This window comes from Micromonospora sp. NPDC049048 (genome assembly GCF_043197615.1).
Lineage (GTDB): Bacteria > Actinomycetota > Actinomycetes > Mycobacteriales > Micromonosporaceae > Micromonospora.
On sequence record NZ_JBICTM010000006.1, the window covers coordinates 373,400 to 398,350 of the forward strand.

The window sequence follows — 24,951 nt, forward strand, 5'->3', positions numbered from 1 at the left end:
TCGAAGTTATGTCCTCACTACCCTACGTTGCCAGTCCCCCGTGTCGGCAAGTTGGAACGCCGGAGTGAGTGCGGATGAATGCCATATTCATCCACCCCTGTTTTATCGGATGCCGCCAAACCCTGCCCTACGCTGCGAGGGTGACCCACTACGTGGACAGCGAAGTCGGTCGGCTCGGGACGGTCCTGCTGCACCGTCCCGGCCCTGAGCTCGCCCGGCTCACCCCCCGGAACAACGACTCACTTCTCTTCGACGCCATCCCATGGGTTGGACGGGCCCAGGAGGAGCACGACGCCTTCGCCGCCGCCCTGCGCGAGCGCGGGGTCGAGGTGCTGTATCTCGCCACCCTCCTCGCCGAGACGCTCGCCGTCGCCGACGCGCGGGCCGAACTCACCGAGGGGGTGCTCCGCTCGCCCCGGCTCGGCGACTCGTTGCGCGCCCGGGTCGCCGACCACCTCGCGTACCTCGATCCCGTCGCGCTCGCCGACGTGCTCATCGCCGGGCTGGCCCACGAGGAGCTGCGGGTCAGCCGGGAGCGGCCGGGTGGCCTCGTCTACACCCTGATGGACCGGCACGACTTCGTCATCGACCCGCTGCCCAACCTGCTGTTCACCCGGGACTCCTCGTTCTGGGTCGGCGACCGGGTCGGGGTCACCAGCCTGGCGATGCCGGCGCGGCGGCGGGAGACCACGCTGACCGACGCCATCTATCGGCACCACCCGCGCTTCGCGGGCACCGAGTTCGTCTACCAGCCGGGCCTGGAGCACCTGGAGGGCGGCGACGTGCTGCTCCTCGCGCCCGGGGTGCTGGCCGTCGGCGTGGGCGAGCGGACCACCCCCGCCGGCGCGGAACGCCTCGCCCGGCAGGTCTTCGCCGCCGGGCTCGCGCACACCATCCTCGCCGTCCCGATCGCCCAGGAACGGGCGACCATGCACCTGGACACCGTCTGCACGATGGTGGACGTCGACGCCGTGCTGATGTACCCGAACATCGCCCACACCCTGTCGGCGTACACGGTCATCGCCGGGGTGGACGGCGAGGACCCGCGGGTGGACGGCCCGGCGCCGTTCCTGCGGGCCGCCGCCGACGCCATGGACCTGCCGCAGCTCCGGGTCATCGACACCGGCCTGGACCCGGTCACCGCCGAACGCGAGCAGTGGGACGACGGCAACAACACCCTGGCCATCGCGCCCCGGCTCTGCGTGGGCTACGAGCGCAACACGGAGACCAACGCGCAGCTCGAGCGGGCCGGCATCGAGGTGATCCCGATCGCCAGCTCCGAGCTGGGCTCCGGCCGGGGCGGCCCGCGCTGCATGTCCTGCCCGCTGGTGCGCGAGCCGCTCGGCACGCCGGCGACCGCCAGGCTCAGCGCGGGGTGAGCTGGCGGTCGCGCGGGTTCACCGCAGCGTGCGGTGGCGACCGGGCAGGCTCACCGCAGGGTGAGCTGGCGGCCGAGCAGGCCGTGGCGGGCCCGCCGGCCGGCGGCGTCCAGCGGGGTGGGCTCGGCGAGCGCCTCCGCGTACCGCTTGGCGAAGTCGGCGACCGGCTGCTCCCAGTCGGCGGCCGGGACGTCCTCCGGCAGGTCCCAGACGGGCACCAGCCGGCCGTGGGCCCGGAACATGCCCGCGAAGCGGGTGTTCTCGCCCAGGACCAGCGTGCCGGCCACACTCAGCCGGGCCAGCGCGTCCAGCGCGGCGTCCTCGTCGTCGGGCAGCACCCAGCGCACGTGCGCCTTCTCCGGCACCTGGCACCAGTACGCGGCGCGGGCGGCGGCGAGCCGGACCGTCGGGTAGATCGCGGCGTTCGCCCGCTCCAGGGACGCCTGCACGTTGGGGTCGTCGCCGGCGCCCGGGTCGAGCCAGAAGTCGAACCCGTCGTGCATGCTGACCTCCAGCGGGCCGTCGACGAGGACGTCCTGCAACCGGGGGCCGGGGCCGGGCAGCGGCGGTACGGGCACCGGGCGGCCCGGCTCGGTCCGCAGCGCGCAGAGCAGCGCCTCCGCCAGGTCCCGGGAGACGTCGCCCGACTGGAGGTGACGCTGGAGCCCGATGAGGACCCGCCCGTCCGGCTTGGTCATGGCCGGGCTGGCCATCGGCAGCACGGTGGCGAGGACGACCTCCCGGTCGCCGAACTCCTCGACCAGGGCGGGGGCCAGCCGCAAGGGCGCCGAGGCGGCCGGCACCAGTTCCCGTAGGGCGATCCACTCCGGCTCGTCGGCCAGCCCCTCGAACGGTCGGGGCACGAAGATGTCCCGTACCTTCTCCCGCTTGGGGGTGGCTTCGGCGGCCCGCTGGCTCTTTCGACGCTTGCTCACGGCGAGACAGCCTAGAGCCCCCGGGTACCCGGCGGGGGCAGGACCCGCCCTCGCGGTCGCTCAGCCGGCCACGGCCAGGTCCGACCGGGTGATTTCCACCGGGTCGAACTCGGCCCACACGCTCTGGCCCAGGCCGTCACGCTCGACGCCCCAGCGGTCGGCCAGCCCCGAGACGATGTGCAGCCCCCGCCCGTCGACGGCGTCGTGGTCGGCGATCCGCATCGTCGGGCCCGCGGCGGCGCCACCGTCGGTCACCCGGAGCTGCACCTGTTGCCCGCCGACCGAGGCGCGCAGCCGCCAGGCCACCCGGACCACCCCGCCGGGCAGGGGGTCGGCGTGCCGGACGGCGTTGCCCACCAGCTCGGCCAGGACCGCGACGAGGTCGGCCAGCAGCGGCGGGGGTACGACGTCGGTCAGCTCCTCGGCGAGTCGGCGCCGTGCCAGCCGTGCTCCAGCGGCGTGGTGGGGCACCACCACGCACCACGCCCGATCGGCAGCTCCCGTCGACACCCTTTTCCCTTCCCGCCCCCCGCGGCCCGCCGGTCACCCGCGGGGCAGCCGCACCTCTGCGACCGTACCGCCACCGGCCCTCGGTCGTAGGGATACCCATCCATTCTGCTGTTCAACGATCCGTCGGACGAGATAGAGGCCGAGCCCGGCGCCGGGATAGCGGCGGCGGTCGCCCGACTCGCCCTGCCAGAACCGGTCGAAGGCCCGCTCCGCGTGCTCCGGTCGGATGCCGACGCCCCGGTCGCCGACCTGGAAGGAGACGGTCGACCCGTCCGCCGCGGCGGTGATCTCGATGGGCGAGTCCGGCGCCGAGTACTTGCCGGCGTTCGTGCACAGCTCCGTGAGCACGGTGGCCAGGCTCAGCCGGTGGCCGAGCGCCTTGGGCAGGTCGGCGGGAACGCGCAGGACGAGCCGCTGCCGCAGCTCCGCCGGCAGGTCGCCAGCCGCCGTGCGCAGCGCGTCGCCCAGGTCGTACGGGGCGGGAGGCTCGTCGCCCGGCCCCGCCTCGGCGGCGGAGGAGAGCAGCCGGTCCACCAGTCGGGCCAGTTCGTTGGCGCGTTGCCCGATCACCCGGGCCGCCTGCCGCCGGTCGGTCTCGGTCAACGACTCCCAGTGGTCGGTGAGCGTGTCCGCGTAGCCCTTGATGACGGTCACCGGCGTACGCAGCTCGTGGCTGGTCACCGCGACGAAGAGATCCCGGTCGTGGTCGCGGCGCTGCTGGTCGGTGATGTCCCGGAAGGTGACCACCCGCAGGGTGCCGGGGCCGGGCAGCTCGCCGGAGGTGATCCGGAGCCAGCGTCCGTCGGGCAGCCGGTGGTCGCGCACCTGCCCGCAGGGGGGCAGCGGGAAGGGCAGCGGCCGGTTGATCGCCTGGTCCGTGGAACGGCCGGTGACCCGCGCGGCGGCCGGGTTCCAGAGCCGGACGTGCCCGTCCCGGTCGACCACGGCCAGGCCGTCCGCCAGCGCCGCCACCACCGGCCCGTCGCCGTGCACGGGCAGCCCGGTCTGGTCGCCGTACATGTGGGCGATGCAGGCGGCCACGTAGCCCACGACGGCGTGCTGCTCGACGTCCAGCCGGTCGTGGCCGTCGGGGTAGAGCACGTGCAGGCTGCCGACCGTCAGCCCGCCGATCTCCGCGCGGGAGACCACCATCCGCAGCAGGCCCCGCTCGGCGAGCTCACCGCAGAGCCTGCCGGTGAGTTCGTCCGTGCGGACCTGGCGTACGCGGGCGCCGGAGAGCAGGCAGACGGTGGCGGGGTCGTCGGCCGGCACGGGGTGGCCGACGGCCCACTCGGCCGCGCCGGTCGCGGCGATCACCCGGCCGCCGGTCGGCGCGAACTCGACGAACGCCACGCCCGCCGCGCCGAGCGCCGACCGGGCCACGCTGAGCAGGTGGGTGAGCACCGGGAGGCCGGAGCCACCGGAGTTGATCATTTCGATCACCGTGGTGTGGCCGGCGATGAGAGCGGAGAGGTCGGGACGCTCCGGCATGCTCCGAGTGTGCCCCGCCGGCCGGGCCCGGGACACCCCTGCCCGACCCGGTCCCGCACCGGCGCCACCCCGGTCAGCGGCCCAGCCGGGCGAGCGTCTGCGCCGGCCGGTCGGTGATGATGCCGTCCACCTCGGCAGCCAGGACGAGGTCCAGGTCGGCCGGCTCGTTGACGGTCCACACGTAGACCTGGCTGCCCGCCGCCCGCAGCGCGGGCACCAGCTGCGGCCGGGCGCGCACCAGGGCGACGCCGGGGCCGGCGATCGGGGTGCCGAACGGCAGCCGCCCCAGCGGCAGCCAGCGCGGCAGCACCTCCAGCAGCAGCACCGTGGGCAGCGCGGGGGCCAGCCCCCGGAGCCGGCGTACGGCCAGCGGGGAGAACGACATGACGGTGACCCGTACCGGATCGTCCGGTTTCGGCTCCGTCAGGCCGAACCGGCGCAGCAGCGCGACGAGCCGGCGCTCGACGTTCCGGCCGTAGCGGGAGGGGTGCTTGGTCTCCACCAGCAGCCGCACCGGCCTGCCGGCGGCCAGCACCGCCTCCAGCAGCCGCTCGAGGGTGAGCAGCCGGGTGTGCGACTCGTCGAGCACCTCGTCGCCGTCGGCCGGTACGCAGCCGGGGTGCCAGGAGCCGAAGTCCAGCGCCTCCAGCTCGGCGAGGGTACGGGCGCTGACCAGTCCCTGGCCGTTGCTGGTGCGGTCGAGCCGGCGGTCGTGTACGCACACCAGGTGCCCGTCCCGGGTCAGCCGGACGTCGCACTCCAGCCCGTCAGCGCCCTCGTCGAGGGCCCGTAGGTAGGCGGCGAGGGTGTGCTCGGGCAGGTCGTGGGAGGAACCGCGGTGCGCGAAGACGAGCGGGGCGTCCATTCCTTCCGCCCGCCCTAGAGGACCCGGCCCGGCTGCCCGTCCTCGCCGACGACTTCTCGCCCGGCGGCGGCCCACTCACCCATCCCGCCCTCGACGTTGCGCACCTGGTCCCAGCCGTTGCGCAGCAGGTAGGCGACGACCTGCGCGGAGCGCCCGCCGGAGCGGCAGATGACGGCGACGTCGCGGTCGGTCGGCACCTCGGCGATGCGGGCCGGCAGCTCCATCATCGGCAGGTGGTGCGCGCCGGGGGCGTGGCCGGCGTTCCACTCGTCGTCCTCCCGGACGTCGAGCAGGTACGCGTCGGCGACGATCTCGGTCACGGTCACGGAGGGAACCTGGGATCCGAACACGGGCCAAGCCTAGATCCTCGCCCGGTCGGCCGACGGCGGGCCGGCCCCCGGCGTCACAGTCGGGTGATCCAGCGCGGGTTGGCCCGCGCCCAGTCCGGCACCCGGGTGCCGCGTACCGCCTCGAAGAGGCCGTTCCCGCCGTTGTCGAGGACCACGTACGACACCTGGTCGATGGTCTGGGGGTGGGAGGGGACCTGGACGCCGCGCAGCGCGTCGGCCGGCAGGTCGCGCAGCGCCAGGACGAGGTCCTCCAGCGGTACGCCGTTGGTGTCCACGGTCAACGAGCCGCCCACCGCGCGGATCACCTGGTCGAGCTTGACCGGGTTGGTCCGCAGCGACGTCTCACTCGTGCGCTCCAGCACGGCCCGGAGCAGTTGCTGCTGATGGGTCTGCCGGTCGTAGTCGCCACCCGGCAGGTCGTAGCGCTGCCGGACGTAGTCCAGCGCCTCACCGCCGTCCATCTGCTGGCAGCCGGGCGGGAAGACGCGGCCGGTGTGGATCGAGCGGACCTCGGTGTCGACGCACATGCGTACGCCGCCGAGCAGGTCGATGACCTTGCGGAAACCGGAGAAGTCGATCAGGGCCGCGCCGTCGAAGCGGATGCCGGTCAACCGGGTCAGGGTGGCCGACAACAGCCGGGTGCCCGGCTGACCGCCCCCGCCGTGCTCGTACGCCGCGTTGATCTTGTCCTGGCCGCCGCCGTAGCCGTTGCCGGCGGGAATGGCGACGAGCAGGTCCCGGGGGACGGAAACCAGGTACGCCTCGCGCCCGCCCGCCGGGACGTGCACGATGAGGATGGTGTCCGAGCGCCGGTCCGCCGCGCTGCCGCTCTGCCACCGGTCCGTCCCCACGAGCAGGTAGTTCAGCGGCCCGTCCGGGTCGGTGCGGTTCCGGCGGGCGGTGGGGTCGAGCAACTGCTCCCGCACGACGCTGCGCTCGTAGCGGTCGGTGAGGGTGTGCAGTCCCACCACGGCGAGCCCGGCCAGCAGCACCAGGGCCAGCCCCAGGCCGAGCAGCAGCCGGGGCCAGCGGACGCGGCGCGGCCGGGCGGTCCGGGTGCCGGCCCCGGCCCGGCCCCGACCGTCGCCCGCCGATCTGGACGTGACGCCTCCCCGCGACCCGTACGTGAATCTGTCTCACGTCAGGCTACGAGGCGAGCCGGGTGCCCCGGGCCGCTTCGGCGACATTGCGCGGCCTGGGCCGGTATCCCGGTCCGCCGGGACACCCGGGCGGCTCGGGCCGCGGACCACGGCACCCGGCGGCTACTCGCGGTTCGAGACCACCTCGGGGTTGGCGAAGACGAACTCGGCCAGCTTGTCCTGTTTCACCGCGCGGAACATGTCCATCGTCTGCTCGCTGAGCGTCTCCCGGGTGCCGTCGCTGTGGAAGGTGCCGCCGTTCGTCTTCAGCATCACCAGGTCGTTGCCGGTCACCCCGCGCATGGTGAAGACGAAGTCGGCGACCGGCACGCCGCCGGTGTCCAGGGTGAACGCCTTACCGGCCGCGTCGATGAGCTTGTTCAGCTTGATCGGGTTGGTCAGCGTCCCGTCCTGGGTGGCCTTCTTCGCCATCGCCTTGATGAGCTGCTGCTGGTTCTGCTGCCGGTCGTAGTCGCCGTTCTTGAGGCTCTTGCGCTGCCGGGAGTAGTCCAGCGCCGCCCAGCCCTCCATCTCGCGGCAGCCCTTCTTGTGCAGCACGGGCGTCATCCGCTTGCCGGTCTTCTTCGCGTCCGCGTTCCACATCGGCTTGCCGTCCACGTACGACATGTGGATCGACTCGACCTCCTGCTTCACGCAGATGCGCACGGTGCCGAGGGCGTCGATGACGTTCTTGAAGCCGCCGAAGTTGATGATGGCCGCGCCGTCGAAGCTGATCCCGGTCATCTTCTTGATCGTCTGCGCCATCAGCTGGGCGCCGCCCTCCCAGCCGCCGCCATTGCGGGCGCCGGCCTGGAACGCCGCGTTGATCTTGTCGGTGCCGCCCGAGTAGCCGCTCTTCTTGAAGGCCGGGATGTGGGCCTCGGTGTCCCGGGGGATCGAGATCAGGTACGCCTGGTCGTGCGTCGCCGGGATGTGCAGCACGATGATGCTGTCCGCCCGTACGTCGTCGGCGGCCCACCGCTCCCGGGCGTCCACGCCGAGCAGCAGCATGTCGATCGGGCCGTCCAGGCTGGCACCGCCCTCCGCGTCGGTCTTGCCCGCGTCGCCGAGCAGGTTGCGCTGCGCGATGTTGCCGGTGGCGCTGCTGATCAGGGCCTTGCTGCCCACGATGGCCGCGCCGCTGGCCACCATCAGCACGGCGCCGAAGATCAGGGTGAGTCGGGCCCAGAGCGGGTCCTTGCGACGCGACCGCTTCTTCGCGGACCCGCCACCGACCTTGCCGCCCTTGACGGGCTGCTTCGGGATGCTCGTGGAGGCCCGGACCGGGCCACGGGAGGGCTCCAGCGCCGGAGGGCGACGGCTGGTCTGAACCGGCATGCGTGCTCCAGCTCGCGTTGTCTCAGGGGGCGGGATCACTTTACGGACGCTTTCCCGTCCTGGCGAGGTCGTCCGGCCGTCAAATACCGTTCGTTCGGCCGTCATCCAGGGAAACTGACCGAACGGTCAGATCGATACGGCCGATTGGCGGTTGGCTCACAGGAAGCGCCCGGCCGGCCCCCCGAGTCGTGACGACGCCTGTCGATCACGGGAGGGCCGGCCGGGCGGAGCTGGTCAGTTTCCGGTGTCGTCCTTCTTCTTCTGGTTGGCCTCGACCCAGGTCGTCATGGTGTCGGCCGACATGGCCTTGTACATGGCCAGGGCCTTCTCCTTGTCGGAGACCACCACCGACTCGCCGTTGATCGTCTGGCTGCCCACGTGCGGGCTGGTCACGAAGGTGAGGTTCTCGCCGCGCAGGTTGCGGAACTGGACCCCCATGTCGACCAGCGAGAAGCCCTGGTCGACGGTCACCGCGGCGGTGACCGACTTGAGGAAGTCGTTCAGCTTCTTCGGGTTGGACAGCGTGTCCGTGCTGGCCGCCTTGTCCATCAGGGCGCGGAGGAACTCCTGCTGGTGCCGCATCCGGGCGAAGTCGCCGTCCGGGAACTGCTTGCGCTGCCGGATCCAGTCCAGCGCCTCGGCGCCGTCCATGTGGTTGGTGCCCTTGGTGAACGTCCGGTACGGCTTGTGGATCGAGGTGATGGTCCGCTCCACCTTCAGGTCGACGCCGCCGAGGGCGTCGGTGACCTGCTTGAAGCCGGCGAAGTCGATCGCCATCACGTGGTCGAGCCGCACGTCGGTGAAGCACTCCACCGTCCGGACGGCCAGCGGCAGCCCACCGAAGGCGAAGGCCGCGTTGATCTTCCCCCGCTGCCCGGAGCCGCAGTCCGCGTTGGCGCTCTCCGGGATCGGCACGTAGAGGTCGCGGGGGATGGAGACCAGGTAGGCCTTCTGGTGGTCGGACGGGATGTGCATCACGATGATCGTGTCGGCCCGCCACTTGCTGGACTTGTCCACCGGGGCGTCCGGGTCCCGGGAGTCGCTGCCGACCAGCAGGATGTTCAGTGCGCCGTCCACCGCCTTGGCCGGCCGACCACCCGTGATCTCGGAGAACGGGTCGGTGCGGGCCAGGTCGTCGTCGAGGCCGCGGGCGTAGACCCAGGCGCCGATCCCGCCGAGCAGCGCGAGCACCAGCACGGCCACGCCGGCCACCAGGGCGATGCGGCCCCACCGGGGGCGTGCGCCGCGCCGGCCGGGCCCGCCCGGTCCGGTCGTGCCGCCGGGGCCGCCCGGGCCCAGAGGTCCGCCCGGGCCGCCGGCCCGTGGCTCGTCCGGGGACGGGGACCAACGGGCCTCGGCGGGCCGGGCGCGTCCGGCGTCCCGGCCGGAGCCGGGCACCGAGGCGCGCCCGGCGCTGCGGTGCAGATGCGGGAGGGGAACTCCGGCGGGCGTGGTCGCTGACATGTAACTCAGGGTACGTACGCCCGGCCACCATCGCCCTGAAGCGCCACCGGCGGCGTACGGCGGCGGGCCGCGTCCGTTAAGCCGTGTGCTTGCGGAAGTACTCGATCGTGCGCCGGAGGCCGTCCTCGGGCGTCACGGTCGGCTCGTATCCGAGCAGCTCGCGGGCGAGGGTCAGGTCCGGCCGGCGCATCTCCGGGTCGTCGGCGCTACGGGTGATGTACGTCACCTGGGAGGCGCTCCCGGCCAGCGACACGATCGTCTCGGCCAGCTCCCGCATGCTCATCTCGTGCTCGGTGCCGCAGTTGATCGGCCCCGTTTCGCGCGAGTCGAGCAGCAGCAGGATGCCGCGTACCAGGTCCGAGACGTAGCAGATCGAGCGCGTCTGGTTGCCGGTGCCGTGCACGGTGATCGGCTCGTCGCGCAGCGCCTGGGAGATGAAGGTCGGGATGGCCCGGCCGTCGTCCGGACGCATCCGCGGGCCGTACGTGTTGAAGATCCGGACGATGGCCGTGTCCAGCCCCCGGCTGCGGTGGTAGGCCATCGTGGCCGCCTCGGAGAAGCGCTTCGCCTCGTCGTAGACGCTGCGGATGCCGATCGGGTTGACGTTGCCCCAGTACGACTCGCGCTGCGGGTGCTCCTTCGGGTCCCCGTACGCCTCGGAGGTGGAGGCCATCAGGAAGCGGGCGCCGTCGGCGACCGCGCGGTCCAGCAGGTGCAGCGTGGCCACCGAGCCGACCTTGAGGATCTCCACCGGCAGCTTCTCGAAGTCGGTCGGGCTCGCCGGCGAGGCCATGTGCAGGATGGCGTCGAAGCGCTCGGCCAGCGCCGGGTGGGCCGGCAGGCCGTCGGAGATGTCGGCCTCGACCAGGGTGAAGCGCGGTTCGTCCAGCAGGTGGGCGACGTTCTCCTTCGACCCGGTGACGAAGTTGTCGAGCGCGACCACGGTGCAGCCGCGGTCGATCAGGGCGTCCACCAGGTGTGACGGTACGAAGCCGGCGCCGCCCGTGACGAGGATGCGGTGACCGGGTCCGAAACGGGCGACAGCGTTCATGCCGGTCAGCCTACCCAGTGCCGGAGCCGCCCCGGCGCAAGGAAGGGGCCCTGTCGGCGAGGGCCCCTTCCGCGCGCTGCCGGCCGTCAGTGGGCGCCGGCGCCGGTGACGGAGCGCACCTCCAGTTCGGCGTACTTCTCCTCGTCGTGCTCCTTGGAGATCACGGTGCCGATCCAGCCGCACAGGAAGCCGAACGGGATGGACAGGATGCCCGGGTTGGACAGCGGGAACCACTGCCAGTCATGGTCGGGGAACATCGAGGTGGGTGCCCCGGAGACCACCGGCGAGAAGAACACCAGCAGGACGGCGGAGAGCAGGCCACCGTAGATGGCCCACACCGCGCCCGAGGTGTTGAACCGCCGCCAGAACAGGCTGTAGAGGATCGCCGGCAGGTTGCCCGAGGCGGCCACCGCGAAGGCCAACGCCACCAGGAAGGCCACGTTCAGGTTCTGCGCGTAGATCGACAGCACGATCGAGATCGCGCCGATCACCAGGGCGGAGACCCGGGCGACCCGGACCTCCTGCCGCTCGGACGCCTTCCCGTCCTTGATCACGTTGGCGTAGAAGTCGTGCGCCAGGCTGGACGAGGAGGCCAGGGTCAGGCCGGCCACCACGGCCAGGATCGTGGCGAAGGCGACCGCCGCGATGATCGCGAGCAGGGTGGCGCCACCGAGATCGCCGCCGAGGAAGTCGATGCCGAGCGCCTCGGCGAGTTGCGGCGCGGCCGTGTTGCCGGCCTTGTCCTGCGCGGTGATCGCCTCGCCGCCGACCAGGGCCGCCGCGCCGAAGCCGAGGGCCAGGGTGAGCAGGTAGAAGGTGCCGATGATGCCGATCGCCCAGAGCACGCTCTTGCGGGCCGCCTTCGCCGTCGGCACTGTGTAGAAGCGGATCAGGATGTGCGGCAGGCCGGCCGTGCCGAGCACCAGCGCGATGCCGAGCGACAACAGGTCCACCTTGTTGTAGAAGGTCTGTGTCGCGTTGCCGGCGACCTCGACGCCGTAGCGCAGCCCCGGTTCGAGGAAGGCGCTGCCCTTGCCCGAGGAGGCGGCGGCGTCGCCGAGCAGCGACGACAGGTTGAACTTGTACTTCGCCAGCACCAGCAGCGTCATCACCAGGGCGCCGCCCATCAGCAGGAACGCCTTGACGATCTGCACGTAGGTGGTGCCCTTCATGCCGCCCACCGTGACGTACACGATCATGAGGGCGCCGACCATGATGATGGTGGCGACCTTGGCGGTGTCGGCGTCCATGCCGAGGAAGGTCGTACCCGGCTTGATGCCGAGCAGCAGGGCGACCAGCGCGCCCGCGCCGACCATCTGCGCCAGCAGGTAGAAGATCGACACCGTGATGGTGGAGACCGCCGCGGCGGTCCGCACCGGGCGCTGACGCATCCGGAAGGCCAGTACGTCGGCCATCGTGTACCGGCCGGAGTTGCGCAGCAGTTCCGCGACCAGCAGCAGCGCCACCAGCCAGGCGACCAGGAAGCCGATCGAGTAGAGGAAGCCGTCGTAGCCGTAGAGGGCGATGATGCCGGCGATGCCGAGGAACGAGGCGGCCGACATGTAGTCGCCGCCGATGGCCATGCCGTTCTGGAAACCGGAGAAGGACCGGCCGCCCGCGTAGAAGTCGGTGGCCGTCTTGGTCTGCCGGCTGGCCCAGATGGTGATGGCCAGCGTCACCGCCACGAAGATCAGGAAGAGCGTGATGGTGAGGTTGCGGGCGGTGGTGCTGCCCGCCTCAGCCGCGAGGACCGTGTTCATGGCCCACCTCCCCGATCTCGGCGCGGATCCGGTCGGCGACCGGGTCGATCTTCCGGTCGGCGAACCGGGAGTAGAGCCAGGCGATGAGGAAGGTGGAGACGAACTGGAGCAGGCCGAAGACGAGGGCGACGTTGATGTTGCTGCCGAAGAGCTTCGTGCCCATGAAGTCCCGCGCGTACGCGGACAGGATCACGTAGAGCGCGTACCACAGGAAGAACGCGACGGTCATCGGGAAGATGAAGCCGCGCAGCGTACGCCGCAACCCGGCGAACTCGTCCGATCGCTGTACGGCGACGTACCGGTCCGCCGCCGAGGCGGGCGTGGACGCGGGTGTGTCCGTGGACATTTGTGGATCACCACCTTCACGGGGCGTGGGGAGTTTCGCGCACGGTAGAAAGCGCGCTCCCCGCCGGGGAAGGGCGTGATCGACGCCGGTCGGTGGCTGCGCCGAACGGCACGGTGGCTGCGCCGAGTGACCCAGCTCACTCCGTTCACCGGTCAGCGGTGCGGCGTCGGCCCGGCCGAACGGTCGCCGTCGTCAGGTCAGCTCGCGGTAGCGGCCCCGGTAGTGCAGCAGCGGGTCCGTCTCGCCGGTCAGCTCGACCACCTCGATGGTGGCCTCCACCAGCAGGCCCCAGCCGTACTCGCGGGCGTTGTCGAGCCGGCACCCCGCCCAGCCGCCGACGTCGGCCGGCACCGGACCGTAGGGGGTGTCGGTCCACGCCCCGGTGGCGAACAGTCCGCCGGGAGACGGGAAGAGGCCCGCGAACCGGTCGGCGAGCTGCCGGTGCGCCGGGCCGAGCGGGGCCACCGCGAAGCGGCCGGCGGACTCGATCGCCGCCCACACGTCGGACTCGGGGTCGACCAGGCCGAGCAGCCGGTCCGGCTCGCCCTCCGCGACCAGCGTGGAGGAGACCGTCAGGCCCGCCGGCTCGGGCGCCGTCCAGAGCGTCACCGGCGACGCCAGCCGACCCCGCAGCCGGCGTACGGGCGAGCGCTGGTCAGCGGGCACGGCGAACGGGTCGATGTGGTGGATCTCGGCGCCCGGCTCATGATTCACGTGAAACATTGTCCGTCCTGCCCCGCCCCCGACGGGCCCGGACCGCCGCTTGAGATCTTGGACGATTTCGGCCCCTCGAAGGGCCGTTCCCTACCAGGATCCCGGAACTCGGTCGCGCCGCCGTCAGGGCTGGGCGTACGCCCGAGGGTCAGTCGTCGGGGGTCAGTGACCGGCGGGCGGCGGCCAGCACCTCCGGGTCCGCGCAGCCGGCGGCGTACCCGGCGATCCGGCGGCGGATGTCGCGGCCGAGCAGCCAGGAGCCGATCCGCTCCGCGACCGGGCGGAGGAACGCCGGCCGGCAGCGGAAGCTGTAACGCCAGGTGGCGAGCGTGTGGCCGGGCTCCGGGGCGGGCGCGAACCGCCACCCACCCGCGAACATCTCGAAGAACCACGGCCCGCGCACCATCTTCATGCCCACGTGGCTCGGCGGGGCCCAGGAGACGTACTCGCTGACCATCGCCAGGCCGTGCCGGGAGCGGGTGAAGGTCCGCACCCCCTTGCCGGGGCGGGTCGCCCCGTCGGTGAAGTGCTGCTCCCGGACGAACGGGTCCCAGCGGTAGCGCACGGGTGCCGTGGTCTGGGAGACCGCGAAGGCCAGCTCGGGCGGGACCGGCACGGTGACCACCGCTTCGACGACGGGCATCAGGCCATTCTGCCCCCAGCCGCAAAGACCCGCCGCGCCGAGGAGGAACGGCGGCGGTGCTCAGCGGCGCGGGGTCACCGTGGCGAGCAGCTCCGGCATCCGGCGGTCCAGCACGTCGCCGGCCAGGTACGCGCCGAGCAGCGCCGCCCCCAGGCCGTACGCCGCCCCGACCGGCAGAGCCAGCCAGAGCCAGGCGTCGCCGAGGAGTGCCGCGGCCACCACCATCGGCACCGCCGCCACCGCCGTGGCGAGCATCGCCAGCAGGGTCAGGAAGCCCTTCGCGATCCCGGCGCCACTGTTCAACGCGAACGGGTTGCTCGTCTCCGGCAGCGAGTACGCCCCGAGCACCGAGACGAAGCAGTTCACCGCCAGCCCTGCGCCGTACGTGGCGAGCAGGGTGCCCGCCATCAGCCCGATCCAGCCCGGCTCGCCGACGAGCACCGCGACGACCACGGAGATCACCGCCAGCATCGGCAGTACGTAGATCGAGAAGGCGGCCATCCGGGCGCGCAGCTCCTGCCCGCCGGAGACGCCCGCCACCACGTTCGCCGCGTACGCGCTGCCGTCGAAGCCGAACTGGTTGGCCAGGGTGACGGCGGCGAGCAGCCCGACGAAGAGCATCGACAGGCTGGACAGCAGCGGGGACGAGTCGGGACTGACCGTGAACCCCTCAGCGCCGTCGACGGCGAAGCCCGAGCCGCCCACATTGACCATGACCGGCACGAAGAGACCGACGACCGCGACGGTGATCAGGTTGGCCCGGCGTCGGGCGTCCCGCCACCAGTAGCGGGCCTCCCTGGCGACGAGGGCGCCGAACCGGTCCCGCCGCGCCCAGCCGGCGATCCTCGGGAAGAGCTGGGCGACCGCCCCGCCGGTCGTGCCGCGCTGGGCGCGGGCCGGCCCGGCACTCGCCGCGCCCACCATCGCCGACTCGAGCGAGCGGGACCACCAGGCCAGCAGCGCGACGATCGTCGCCGCCGTGATCAGCAGCTTCACCGGCGCGGCCCAGACGCGGCCCTCGGCCACGTCGATGCCGGCCGTCCAGGGGGCGCCGAACGGCGTCCAGCCGACCACCTCGGCCACCCCCTGGAGGCGGTCCCAGTCGGTGTCGGAGAGCGCGGCGACGCCCAGCAGTTGCAACGGCCCGATCAGCGCGGCGAGTACGGCGAGCAGCACGGCGGCCAGGTCGCGGACCCGGCGGGACCGCAGCGCGGTGGCGAAGGCGCTGGTCACCGCACGTGCCGCCGCCACGCAGAGCAGCAGCCCGGCGAGCACCCCGACGAGGGCGACGGCGGCGGCGGACCAGCCGCCCAGCGCTCCGGCGGTGACCACCAGCCCGCACAGCGCCAGCAGCACCGCGATCGTCGGGACGCTGACGAACGCGGCGGCGAACAGCCCGGTGACGAGCGTGCGGCGGGGCAGCGGCAGCAGCGCGAACCTCGCCGGGTCGAGCGTCTCGTCCACCCCGAAGAAGACCAGCGGCAGCAGCAGCCAGCCGAGCACCGCCAGGCCTCCGCCGAAGGAGGCGACCATCAGCGCGAAGCGGCTCTCGTCGGCCAGGCCGGGCGCGGCGAAGAGGAAGAAGCCGGTGCCGCCGAACCAGAGCCCGGCCACCGCGCCGCCCACGAAGAGGGCGACCCGCCAGCCCTGGCCCCGGAAGTTGTTGCCCATCACCCGCAGCTTGAGCTGCACGAAGTGGCGGGCCGAGACGCGCCGGACGGGCGGGGCGGCGACGGTCGGTCCGGTCACCGCGACAGCCACGCCAACTCCTCGCCGGTCGCCGTACGGCCGCCGACCACCTCGACGAAGACCTGCTCCAGCGAACGGCCGCCGCGTACCTCGTCGATGGGGCCGACCCGCTTGATCGTGCCCGCCGCCAGGATCGCCACGTGCGAGCAGAGTCGCTCGACGACCTCCATCACGTGGCTGGAGAAGACGACCGTGCCGCCCCCCGTCACGTACCGGTGCAGGATGTCCCGGATCAGCGCGGCCGAAACCGGGTCGACCGCCTCGAAGGGCTCGTCCAGCACCAGCAGCCGGGGCCCGTGCAGCAGCGCGCAGGCCAGGCCGATCTTCTTCTTCATGCCCGCCGAGTAGTCGACCACCAGGGTCCGGCCGGCGTCGCCGAGCGCGAGCACGTCCAGCAGCTCCGCCGCCCGCTGGTCGACCACCGCCGGGTCCATCCCCCGCAGCAGCCCGTGGTACGCGAGCAGCTCCGCGCCGCTGAGCCGGTCGAAGAGCCGTACGCCGTCGGGCATCACGCCGAGCAGCTGCTTCGCCCGGACCGGGTCGGCCCAGACGTCGTGACCGAGCACCCGGGCGCTGCCGGCGTCGGGCCGGAGCAGCCCCACCGCCATCGACAGGGTGGTGGTCTTCCCCGCGCCGTTCGGGCCGAGCAGGCCGTAGAACGAACCGGCCGGCACGTCGAGGTCGACACCGGCCACCGCGACCTTGCCGTCGAACTGTTTCGCCAGGCCACGCAGGGCGAGCGCCGGGTGCTCAGCAGTCATGCTCCGACCGTATCCGGCCTGGACCAGCGGCTGCTCCGGCCGCAGGATGATCCCCCGGGTCATCCCCGAGGCGTACCCGCCGGCGTCCGCGCGACGGCCGGCCCGCCCGAGGGGGAGGGCCCTACCGGAGGCGTCAGCAGGGTGCCCTTCCTCACAGGCGCAGCGCCTCCGGGGCGTGCAGGCGGAGCATCGTCGCCCCGACGTCGGCCGGCGCCCGGCGCCGGGTCGCCACCGAGACCGCCACCATCACGGTGAAGGCGAGCGGCACCGTCCAGGCGGCCGGCTGCGCGGTGAGCGTGGCCGGCCAACCGGACAGCGGCGGCCCCAGCACCGTGACCAGTACCGCCCCGACCGCGGCGCCGCCGCCGACCAGGATCCCGGCGGCGGCACCCAGGTCGGTCAGGCCCCGCCACCAGATGCCGAGCACCAGCAGGGGACAGAAGCTGGAGGCGGCGACCGCGAAGGCCAGCCCCACGACCTGCGACACGTCCAGCCCGGCGAGGTTGAGCGCGAGGACCGTCGGCACGGCCCCGGCGATCACCGTGGCGAGCCGGAAGCCGCGTACCGAGCCGCGCCCCAGCACGTCCGTCGAGATCACCCCGGCGACGCTGGTGAGCAGCCCCGACGAGGTGGACAGGAACGCCGCGAACGCGCCGGCCGCGACGAGCGCGGCGAGCAGCCGGCCGGTGGCGCCGTCGCCGAGCGCGGCGCCGGGCAGCAGCACCACCACCGCGTCGGTCTGCCCGGTCACCAGCAGTTGCGGGGTGTAGATCCGGCCGAGCACGCCGTAGATGGTGGGCAGCAGGTAGAACGCGCCGACCATGGCGAGCACCACCAGCGTGGTGCGGCGGGCGGCGGCGCCGTCGGGGTTGGTGTAGAACCGCACCAGCACGTGCGGCAGGCCCATGGTGCCGAGGAACGTGGCCAGGATCAGCGAGTACGTGGCGAACAAACCCCGGTCGTCGTCCCCGGCGGTGCTGGGCAGCAGCCAGTCGGCGGCTCTCGTGGCCACCCCGGAGACCTCCGGCACCGGCTCGCCGGCGGCGAAGGACAGCTCGTCGCCGGGGCGTACCTCCTGGATCCGGCCGTCGGGGAGGGTGAGGGTCGCGCGGTGCTCGACCACGACGGTGGTCGCGGTCCGGAACGTCGGCCCGTCGGGCGGGGTCACCGCCGGCCGGGCGTCGGCCTGCCACTGCAACGCCAGGAAGATCGCCGGTACGGCCAGCGCGGTCAGCTTCAGCCAGTACTGGAAGGCCTGCACGAAGGTGATCGCGCGCATGCCGCCGAGCGCGACGTTCGCGGTGACCACCACGGCCACCAGCAGGGCCCCCAACGGGTACGGCGAGCCGGTCACCGTGGCCAGCGTCAGCCCCGCCCCCTGGAGCTGCGGCACCAGGTAGAGCCAGCCGATGAAGATCACGAAGACGGTGGCCAGGACGCGCAGCCGGCGCGACCCGAGCCGCAGCTCGCAGAAGTCGGGCAGCGTGAACGCGCCGGAGCGGCGCAGCGGCGCGGCCACGAAGAGCAGCAGGGCGAGATAGCCGGCGGCGAAGCCGACGGGATACCAGAGCACGTCGACGCCGTACTTGAGGATCAGCCCGGCGACGCCGAGGAAGCTCGCCGCCGACAGGTACTCCCCGCCGATCGCGGCGGCGTTCCAGGTCGGGCTGATCGCCCGCGAGGCGACCAGGAAGTCGGAGGTGGTCCGCGCCAGCCGCAGCCCGTAGAAGCCGATGCCGACGGTGACCAGGGTGACCGCCACGATCGCCGGTACGACGAAGCCGTTGCCCACCTCAGCGCTCCGGCCGCTGGACCAGGTCGGTGAAGTCCTGCTCGTTGCGTTCGGCCAACCGCACGTACGCCCAGCCGACGGCGATCAGGAACGGGAACGACGCCACCCCGAGCAGTAGCCAGGGCAGGTTGACGCCCAGTACGGTCACCCGGCCCACGGCGGGCGCGACGGCGAAGAGCCACGGCAGCCCGCCGAGCCCGATCGCCACCACCAGGGAGAGCCGCAGGGCCAGCGCGAACTGGGCCCGGACCAGCCCCCGGACGAGCGCGTCGCCGACCCGGGTCTGCTCGGCCAGTTCGGCACGGGTGCGTTCCGTCCGGTCCTCCCGGCGGGACACCTCGGCCAGCACGATCCGCGTCCGGGGCTGGACGACCGGAGCCTGCACCGAGCCCTCCGGCTGGCTCGCGTGCTCGGACGCCCCGGACCCGCCCTGCCGGGGCACGGGGACGGGATCGTCGGCAGCAGCCACCCCGGCAGTCTCGCCCGATCGCCGCGATTGTCAAGGGCCCACGTGGGCGGCGGGCCGGCCCGCGTCCGGCCCGCCGCACCGCCCTGTGGACTCCGCGCACCGCCCTGTGGACAACTTGTGGAGAACTGCTCACCCCTGTGGATAACTCTGTGGGAACCCTGGGGTGGGCGACCGATTGCCTGCCACCCCGCCCCGGCATTTACTCCGCGTTGACGTGTTCCAGGCCGACGCGCTCCGGGCGGGCGGAGGCGGAGCCGAGCCACGTGTGCGGGTTGCCGTACCAGCACCAGCCGAGCTTCGGCGCGTTCTGGCTGATCCAGAGCGCGGGTACCCGCTTGTCGCCGCAGCGGGAGCCGACCAGCGAGAAGCACTTGTTCTTGGCCAGCGTCTCCGGGTACAGGGTGACGAAGGCGAGGCCCTCGTCGATGGTGAGCGGCAGCCGGCCCTGGCCGGTGATCACCTCCATGGCGGCGGCGGGGGCCAGGTTCAGCGTCTCCTCGCCCCGGTCGACGTCGAAGAGCAGGTACGCCGGGCCGGCCGGCACCTCCAGCTCCTTGATCGGGTCGAACTTCGGCAGGTCGTTCTCGGCGTAGTGCCGGTCGACGATCCCGGGCTTCCGCTTGCCGGCCAGCGTGGTGAGCGCGACGCGCTCCTCGACGGGCACCAGCTCACGGGTGGTCACCAGCAGGAAGGGCACCCGCGCCTCGGTCGGGGCGGGCAGGCCGGCCGAGCCGGCGATGGCCGCCGCGCGCAGCGGCGCGACCAGGTCACGGAAGGCGTCCCCGGTCAGCTCGGCGAGGGCCGGGTAGCCCAGCCCCACGAGCCGGTCGAGCTGACGGTCGAATTCGGTCGCGGCGTCGAACAAGGCGGCCTCCTTTGTCGTACGGAGTACCGTACAGCGTACGACATGGTGCACGTATTCCCGGCCTCGAAAAGAATTTGAGGGCAAGCCACCGAGGCGCTGGCCTGAACAGTGCGGCCCGGGGTCGGCTTAACCGGACATTCCCGCCTTGATGGGGCGCCGCACCGGGCCGGAAAACGCCAAGCCCAACCGCGATCAGGAGGCCATGGACCTTAAGCCGGCCCGGTGAGGTCCATGGCGTCCTGATCGTCAGGCGGTGTTCGCCGCTGCGGACGGCGGCGCTGGTGGTGTCGAGTCCGACGATGCTCGCGTCACCGCCGCAGGCGGCGGGCTTCCCGTGGCACCAAGTCGACAGGGCCCCACGACCCCAAGCTGAGCCGCTGTCGAGCTGCCCCGTCCACGGGACCAGGAGAGTCCGCGCCCTGCCTCGTGGTGATGGCGGGGAGCGGGTGACGCCTCTGGTCTCACGCATGGGGCAGCTCGACAGGGTGCCAGCTGGGAGTAGTGCCCCGCGCGGGTCGGGTCAGCGGTTCCAGTCCTGCTTCGCCGCGCGGACCAGCTTGTCCTTCAGCTCGCGGGTGTGCCGGCGGCTGACCGGCAGCTCCGCCGAGTCGACCAGCACGACGTAGCCGGAGTTGACCAGCCGCAGCTCGGCGATCAGCTTGAGCTGCACCAGGTAGGAGCGGTGGATCCGGACGAACCCGGCGTCCGCCCAGCGTTCCGCGAGGGTCGCCAGGGACACCCGGACGAGGTGCGACCCGTCGGCCGTGTGCAGGCGGGCGTAGTCGCCCTGCGCCTCCACCCAGCGCACCGCCGAGCGGGGCAGCATCCGGGTGGTGCCCGCCAGCTCGATGGGGATGGTCGGGTCCTCCTCCGCGCGGGCCAGCGCCGCCGGGTGCGACGGCACCACCCGTGCGCCGATCACCCGGCGCAGGGACTCGGCGAGCCGTTCGGCGCGTACGGGCTTGCGGACGTAGTCGGTGGCGCCCAGGTCGAACGCGTCCACCGCCCCGTCGTCGTACGCGGTCACGAAGACGATCGCCGGCGGCCGGGCGAAGCGGCGCAGCACCCGGGCCAGTTCCATGCCGTCCAGCCCGGGCATCCGGATGTCGAGGAAGACCACGTCCACGTCGCCGTCGCGGAGCAGCCGCAGCGCCTCCGTCGCGTCGCCCGCCGTGTGCAGCCGGGCCACCCGGGGGTCGGCCCGCAGGTGGTACGCCAACTCGTCCAGCGCCGGCGGCTCGTCGTCGACCGCCAGCACCCGCAGGAACCCGGCCGCGCTCACGAACCCGCTCGTACGCCGGGGTGGAACTTCGGCACCCGCATGCTCACCTTCGTACCCGAGCCGAGGCCCGTCTCGACGACGAGGCCGAAGCCGTCGCCGAACACCGACCGGAGCCGCTCGTCGACGTTGGAGAGCCCGACGTGCTGGCCCGGGTCATCTCCGACGCCGGCCAGCGCGGCGTCGCCCGGGTCCCCGGCGGCGCCGGCCAGCTCGGCGATGCCGGCGGTCAGCGTGCTCGGATCCATCCCCACTCCGTCGTCCTCCACGGTGATGTGGCACTCGGTGCCCGCGTCGCGGGCCTCGATGCTCACCATGCCCGTGCCCGGCTTGCGGGACAACCCGTGCCGGACGGCGTTCTCGACCAGCGGTTGCAGGCAGAGGAACGGCAGGGTCACGGGCAGCACCTCGGGGGCGATCTGGAGGCGCACCTGGAGCCGGTCGCCGAACCGGGCCCGCTCGATGATCAGGTAGCGGTCGATCGAGCGCAGCTCCTCGGCCAGCGTGGTGAACTCGCCGTGCGCCCGGAACGAGTACCGGGTGAACTCGGCGAACTCCAGGATCAGCTCGCGGGCCCGGTCCGGGTCGGTGCGCACGAACGAGCCGATCGCGGTCAGCGCGTTGTAGATGAAGTGCGGACTGATCTGGGCGCGCAGCGCGCGTACCTCGGCGCGGGCCAGCCGCTCCCGCGAGGAGTCCAGCTCGGCCAGGGCGAGCTGGTTGCCGGCCCAGTGCGCCGTCTCCAGGGTGGCCTGGACCAGGCCCGGGGCCGGCTGGCCGTCGGCGACCGCGACCAGCGCGCCGACGGTGCGCCCGTCAGGGCCGGTCAGCGGGGCGACGACCGCGCCGCGTACCGGGCAGTCCACCCGGTCGCAGTGCAGCTCCGGATCGCCGAGGACGGTCGAGCGGCCGGACGCCACCGCCCGCCCGGCCGCCGCGACCAGTTGCGCCTCGTGGTGCCCGCCCCGCCCGTCCAGGGCGAGCACGCCCTCCCGGTCCGTCAGCGCCAGCCCGGCCGCCCCCACCAGCGCCCGCAGATGGCGTACGGCCTTCGCCGCGTTCGCGGCGGTCAGGCCCGCGCGCAGCGGCTCGGCGGCCAGCCCGGCGGTGTGCAGCACCTCGTACGTGGCCCGTTGGGTGGCCGTGGCGATGCCTCGCCGCGCGCGCAGCCGGATCACCGCGAACAGGGCCGCCCCCAGCGCGGCGAGCAGCGAGACGACGCCGAAGACGCCCGAGAGGTTGCCACCCACGCTGCGATCCTGGCCCCTGCCGGCCCTCAGGCCAAGGGTCAGTACGCGCCCTTGCGGGCGAGCACCACGCCGACGGTGCGCCACAGGATGCTCAGGTCGTACGCGAGCGACCAGTTGTCGACGTAGTAGAGGTCCAGCCGGACCGCCTCGTCCCAGGACAGGTCGGAGCGGCCGGAGACCTGCCACAGCCCGGTCATGCCCGGCCGGACCAGCAGCCGGCGGCGTACGTCGCCGAGGAAGTCGCCGTCGTCGGCGGGCAGCGGGCGCGGCCCGACCAGCGACATCTCGCCCTTCAGCACGTTGATCAACTGCGGCAGCTCGTCCAGCGACGAGGCCCGCAGGAAGCGGCCCACCGGGAAGACCCGGGGATCCTGCTTCATCTTGAACAGCATGCCGTCGGTCTCGTTACGGTCGACGAGGCTGGCGAGCCGGTCCTCCGCGTCCACGTACATGGTGCGGAACTTCCAGACCCGGAAGGTGCGGCCCTCGTGGCCAACCCGTGGCTGGCGGAAGAAGACCGGGCCGGGGTCGGAGAGTCGGATCGCGACCGCGATGGCCAGGAAGACAGGGGCCAGCAGCAGCAGGCCGACCCCGGCGGCCACCCGGTCCATCAGGTTCTTGGCCAGCAGCGCCGGCCCGGAGAGGGTCGGCTCCTCGACGTGCAGCAGCGGCAGGCCCTCGATGGGGCGGATGTGCACCCGGGGGCCGGCGATGTCGGTGAGCTGCGGCGCGACGACCAGGTCGACGCCGGAGCCCTCCAGTTGCCAGGCCAGCCGGCGCAGCTCGCCCGGCTCCGAACTCGCCGAGCCGCAGACGGCGATCGTGTCCCCGCCGACCTCCCGGACCAGGGCGAGCACGTCACGGCCCGCGTACACGGGGACCGGGGTCTCGATGCCCTTGGCCGCCGCGTAGCCGTCGGTGATGTGGATGGCGACCGGCATCAGCCCCGCGGCCGGGTTGCGGGTGACCGCCGTGTAGACCTCCAGGCACTCCGGCAGGGTGCCGATCAGCACCATCCGGTGACCGGCCTGGCTGATGTTGCGGCGGACCACGTGCAGCACGAAGCGGCAGAGGATGCGGTTCAGCAGGATCAGCAGCATCGCCGCGAGCAGGGCGGTGCCGACCGTGTAGCGGGACAGGTCGGTCTTGGTGGCGAAGGCGAGGAAGGAGACCGTCGCGGTGACGGCGACGCTGGCCCTGATCACCCGCTTGTACTCGTCCGGACCCAGGCCCAGGTAGCGCCGGTCGTAGGCCCGGTTGGCCCAGAGGCTGACGAGCCAGCCGAGCGGCAGGAGCAGGAACGCCACCGTGTGGAACCACGTCGGGTCCTGCTCGGCGTTGTAGAAGCCCGCCCGCGACTGGTCGAACGTCTCGATGGCGATCAGGCTGGCGACCGCGGCGGCTGCGAAGTCGAGCAGCAGCAGCAGGGTGATGTAGGGGCGGTGCCAGCGTGACACGCGACGGCGGGCCCGGGCCCACGCGGACCGGGGTACGCCGTTGTGGGACGGCGGTGTTGGCGGCTGGATCTCGAAGCTGTCGACGTGCCGCACGAGTTTGCTCCGGCCTGTGTTGGTTCCCGGGCGCTGGAGGCTTGTCGTCACCTCACCCATGTCCTCCCGCATGACACGCGCCGCTCACTCACCGTGAGGGCCCGGTCGCCCACCGTCCCAGTCTCCCATGCGGGCGCCAGCCTGCGCGTTGCCCCGAGGGACAATGCGCCGGTGTGGTGCCGCCGGGCGTCTGGCCGGCTCCGCGCCATTTCAGAAGCCGGGGACCGAGCCACTATACCGATGGATGGCGGGCCCGGTAGAGCCGCAACTCAGACCTTCGACGCGGGATGGCCGATTCCGTTGCGTAGTCGGCAGTGTCGTCACTCACCGTACGAGTCGCGACAGCCGACGGTCAGCGAGCGGCTTGCCGCCGGTCTGGCACGTCGGGCAGTACTGGAGGCTGGAATCGGCGAACGAGACCTCGCGGACGGTGTCGCCGCAAATTGGGCAGGGCAGCCCCGTCCGGGCGTGCACCTTCAGCCCGGAGCGCTTCTCGCCCTTCAGCTCGGCCGCCTTCTGGCCCACCGACCGGCGTACCGCGTCGCCGAGCACCTGCCGCGTCGCCGCGTGCAGGGTCGCCAGCTGCTCGTCGGTCAGCCGGTGGGTCAGCGCGAACGGCGACAGCTTCGCCGCGTGCAGGATCTCGTCGGAGTACGCGTTGCCGACCCCGGCCAGCACCGTCTGGTCGGTGAGCACCCCCTTGACCTGGCCCTTGCGGCTGCGCATCCGCTCGGCGAAGGTGGCCAGGTCGGCGGCGAGTGCGTCGGGGCCGAGCCGGGCCACCCCGGGCACCGTCGCCGGGTCGGTGACCAGGTAGCCGGCGAGGCTCTTCTGGGTGCCGGCCTCGGTCAGGTCGAAGCCCGAGCCGTCGTCGAGGCGCACCCGCAGGGCGATCGGTCCCTTGCCGGGGCGCAGCGGGGCGGCTGACGGGAACGCCTCCCGGTAGTGCAGCCAGCCCGCCCGGGCCAGGTGGACCACCAGGTGCAGCTCGCCGTCGAGCACCACGTCGAGGAACTTGCCGTGCCGGCGGGCGTCCGTCACGGTCCGCCCGACGGCGGCGGTGGGCGCCGGGTCGTACGTCTTCAGGGCGCTGATCGCGGCGACCTCCAACCGGTCGACCCGCCGCCCCACCGCGCGCTCACGCAGGTAACCCGCGAGCGCCTCAACCTCCGGTAGTTCGGGCACCAGCCAACGGTAGCCTTCTTTCCCGTGAGCGTGAGGAATGAGCTTGCGAGTCCCGCAATCGCGAAC

Annotated in this window: 23 protein-coding genes; 1 reads left to right on the forward strand and 22 read right to left on the reverse strand. The window is 72.7% G+C overall.

The window, feature by feature from the left end:
• The first annotated feature begins 140 nt into the window (after window positions 1-140).
• The gene (locus ACGFIG_RS21335) at window positions 141-1,379 is read left to right on the forward strand and encodes an arginine deiminase (protein ID WP_393005362.1); all 1,239 of its coding nucleotides are present in this window, start codon (window positions 141-143) and stop codon (window positions 1,377-1,379) included.
• A gap of 50 nt (window positions 1,380-1,429) precedes the next feature.
• On the opposite strand, the gene ACGFIG_RS21340 is transcribed toward ACGFIG_RS21335, so the two are convergent.
• The 22 genes from ACGFIG_RS21340 to ACGFIG_RS21445 all read right to left on the reverse strand — a co-directional run bounded on the left by ACGFIG_RS21340 (window position 1,430) and on the right by ACGFIG_RS21445 (window position 24,885).
• Window positions 1,430-2,314, reverse strand: a complete 885-nt coding sequence (locus ACGFIG_RS21340) for a DUF5926 family protein (protein ID WP_393005364.1) — start codon at window positions 2,312-2,314, stop codon at window positions 1,430-1,432.
• A gap of 60 nt (window positions 2,315-2,374) precedes the next feature.
• A complete protein-coding gene (locus ACGFIG_RS21345; protein ID WP_393005601.1) occupies window positions 2,375-2,791 on the reverse strand; it encodes an ATP-binding protein in 417 nt (138 codons plus the stop codon).
• Window positions 2,792-2,857: 66 nt separating this feature from the next.
• Window positions 2,858-4,315: an ATP-binding protein gene (locus tag ACGFIG_RS21350; RefSeq protein ID WP_393005366.1), complete on the reverse strand. Its 1,458-nt coding sequence runs from the start codon at window positions 4,313-4,315 to the stop codon at window positions 2,858-2,860.
• Between the two features lie 73 nt (window positions 4,316-4,388).
• The gene (locus ACGFIG_RS21355; protein ID WP_393005368.1) at window positions 4,389-5,180 is read right to left on the reverse strand and encodes a glycerophosphodiester phosphodiesterase; all 792 of its coding nucleotides are present in this window, start codon (window positions 5,178-5,180) and stop codon (window positions 4,389-4,391) included.
• A gap of 14 nt (window positions 5,181-5,194) precedes the next feature.
• Complete coding sequence (locus ACGFIG_RS21360) at window positions 5,195-5,530, reverse strand: rhodanese-like domain-containing protein (RefSeq protein WP_393005370.1); 336 nt, start codon at window positions 5,528-5,530, stop codon at window positions 5,195-5,197.
• Window positions 5,531-5,583: 53 nt separating this feature from the next.
• Window positions 5,584-6,522, reverse strand: coding sequence for an LCP family protein (locus ACGFIG_RS21365; RefSeq protein ID WP_393005372.1), 939 nt, complete (start codon window positions 6,520-6,522; stop codon window positions 5,584-5,586).
• 270 nt (window positions 6,523-6,792) lie between these two features.
• Window positions 6,793-8,007 (reverse strand): LCP family protein, encoded by a 1,215-nt coding sequence (locus ACGFIG_RS21370; RefSeq protein ID WP_393005374.1) that lies wholly within the window; start codon window positions 8,005-8,007, stop codon window positions 6,793-6,795.
• Between the two features lie 234 nt (window positions 8,008-8,241).
• Window positions 8,242-9,471 (reverse strand): LCP family protein, encoded by a 1,230-nt coding sequence (locus ACGFIG_RS21375; RefSeq protein ID WP_393005376.1) that lies wholly within the window; start codon window positions 9,469-9,471, stop codon window positions 8,242-8,244.
• Window positions 9,472-9,547: 76 nt separating this feature from the next.
• Entirely contained in the window at window positions 9,548-10,522 is a 975-nt protein-coding gene (locus ACGFIG_RS21380) for a UDP-glucuronic acid decarboxylase family protein (RefSeq protein ID WP_393005378.1), read from the reverse strand.
• An 86-nt stretch (window positions 10,523-10,608) separates the two neighbouring features.
• Window positions 10,609-12,282 (reverse strand): cation acetate symporter, encoded by a 1,674-nt coding sequence (locus ACGFIG_RS21385; RefSeq protein ID WP_393005380.1) that lies wholly within the window; start codon window positions 12,280-12,282, stop codon window positions 10,609-10,611.
• The gene (locus ACGFIG_RS21390; protein ID WP_393005382.1) at window positions 12,260-12,628 is read right to left on the reverse strand and encodes a DUF485 domain-containing protein; all 369 of its coding nucleotides are present in this window, start codon (window positions 12,626-12,628) and stop codon (window positions 12,260-12,262) included. Before ACGFIG_RS21390 ends, ACGFIG_RS21385 begins: the two co-directional genes overlap by 23 nt.
• 192 nt (window positions 12,629-12,820) lie before the next feature.
• Window positions 12,821-13,351, reverse strand: a complete 531-nt coding sequence (locus ACGFIG_RS21395; RefSeq protein ID WP_393005384.1) for a flavin reductase family protein — start codon at window positions 13,349-13,351, stop codon at window positions 12,821-12,823.
• Window positions 13,352-13,490: 139 nt separating this feature from the next.
• Window positions 13,491-13,985 carry an SRPBCC family protein gene (locus tag ACGFIG_RS21400; RefSeq protein WP_393005386.1) on the reverse strand — a complete coding sequence of 165 codons (495 nt, stop codon included), beginning with the start codon at window positions 13,983-13,985 and terminating at the stop codon, window positions 13,491-13,493.
• A 60-nt stretch (window positions 13,986-14,045) separates the two neighbouring features.
• Complete coding sequence (locus ACGFIG_RS21405; protein WP_393005388.1) at window positions 14,046-15,746, reverse strand: ABC transporter permease; 1,701 nt, start codon at window positions 15,744-15,746, stop codon at window positions 14,046-14,048.
• Window positions 15,731-16,495, reverse strand: a complete 765-nt coding sequence (locus tag ACGFIG_RS21410) for an ABC transporter ATP-binding protein (protein ID WP_393005390.1) — start codon at window positions 16,493-16,495, stop codon at window positions 15,731-15,733. Before ACGFIG_RS21410 ends, ACGFIG_RS21405 begins: the two co-directional genes overlap by 16 nt.
• Before the next feature lie 151 nt (window positions 16,496-16,646).
• A complete protein-coding gene (locus tag ACGFIG_RS21415) occupies window positions 16,647-18,287 on the reverse strand; it encodes a cation acetate symporter (RefSeq protein ID WP_393005392.1) in 1,641 nt (546 codons plus the stop codon).
• A 1-nt stretch (window position 18,288) separates the two neighbouring features.
• Window positions 18,289-18,672, reverse strand: coding sequence for a hypothetical protein (locus tag ACGFIG_RS21420; protein WP_393005603.1), 384 nt, complete (start codon window positions 18,670-18,672; stop codon window positions 18,289-18,291).
• A 283-nt stretch (window positions 18,673-18,955) separates the two neighbouring features.
• Window positions 18,956-19,621 carry a DUF5701 family protein gene (locus tag ACGFIG_RS21425; protein ID WP_393005394.1) on the reverse strand — a complete coding sequence of 222 codons (666 nt, stop codon included), beginning with the start codon at window positions 19,619-19,621 and terminating at the stop codon, window positions 18,956-18,958.
• A 520-nt stretch (window positions 19,622-20,141) separates the two neighbouring features.
• Window positions 20,142-20,903: a LytR/AlgR family response regulator transcription factor gene (locus tag ACGFIG_RS21430; protein WP_393005396.1), complete on the reverse strand. Its 762-nt coding sequence runs from the start codon at window positions 20,901-20,903 to the stop codon at window positions 20,142-20,144.
• Window positions 20,900-22,150 (reverse strand): sensor histidine kinase, encoded by a 1,251-nt coding sequence (locus tag ACGFIG_RS21435; protein ID WP_393005398.1) that lies wholly within the window; start codon window positions 22,148-22,150, stop codon window positions 20,900-20,902. The genes ACGFIG_RS21430 and ACGFIG_RS21435 overlap by 4 nt, the downstream gene beginning before the upstream one ends.
• Window positions 22,151-22,188: 38 nt before the next feature.
• On the reverse strand, window positions 22,189-23,760 hold the full coding sequence (locus ACGFIG_RS21440; protein ID WP_393005605.1) for a sugar transferase: 1,572 nt from the start codon (window positions 23,758-23,760) through the stop codon (window positions 22,189-22,191).
• 264 nt (window positions 23,761-24,024) lie between these two features.
• Complete coding sequence (locus ACGFIG_RS21445) at window positions 24,025-24,885, reverse strand: Fpg/Nei family DNA glycosylase (RefSeq protein ID WP_393005400.1); 861 nt, start codon at window positions 24,883-24,885, stop codon at window positions 24,025-24,027.
• Window positions 24,886-24,951: the final 66 nt, after the last annotated feature.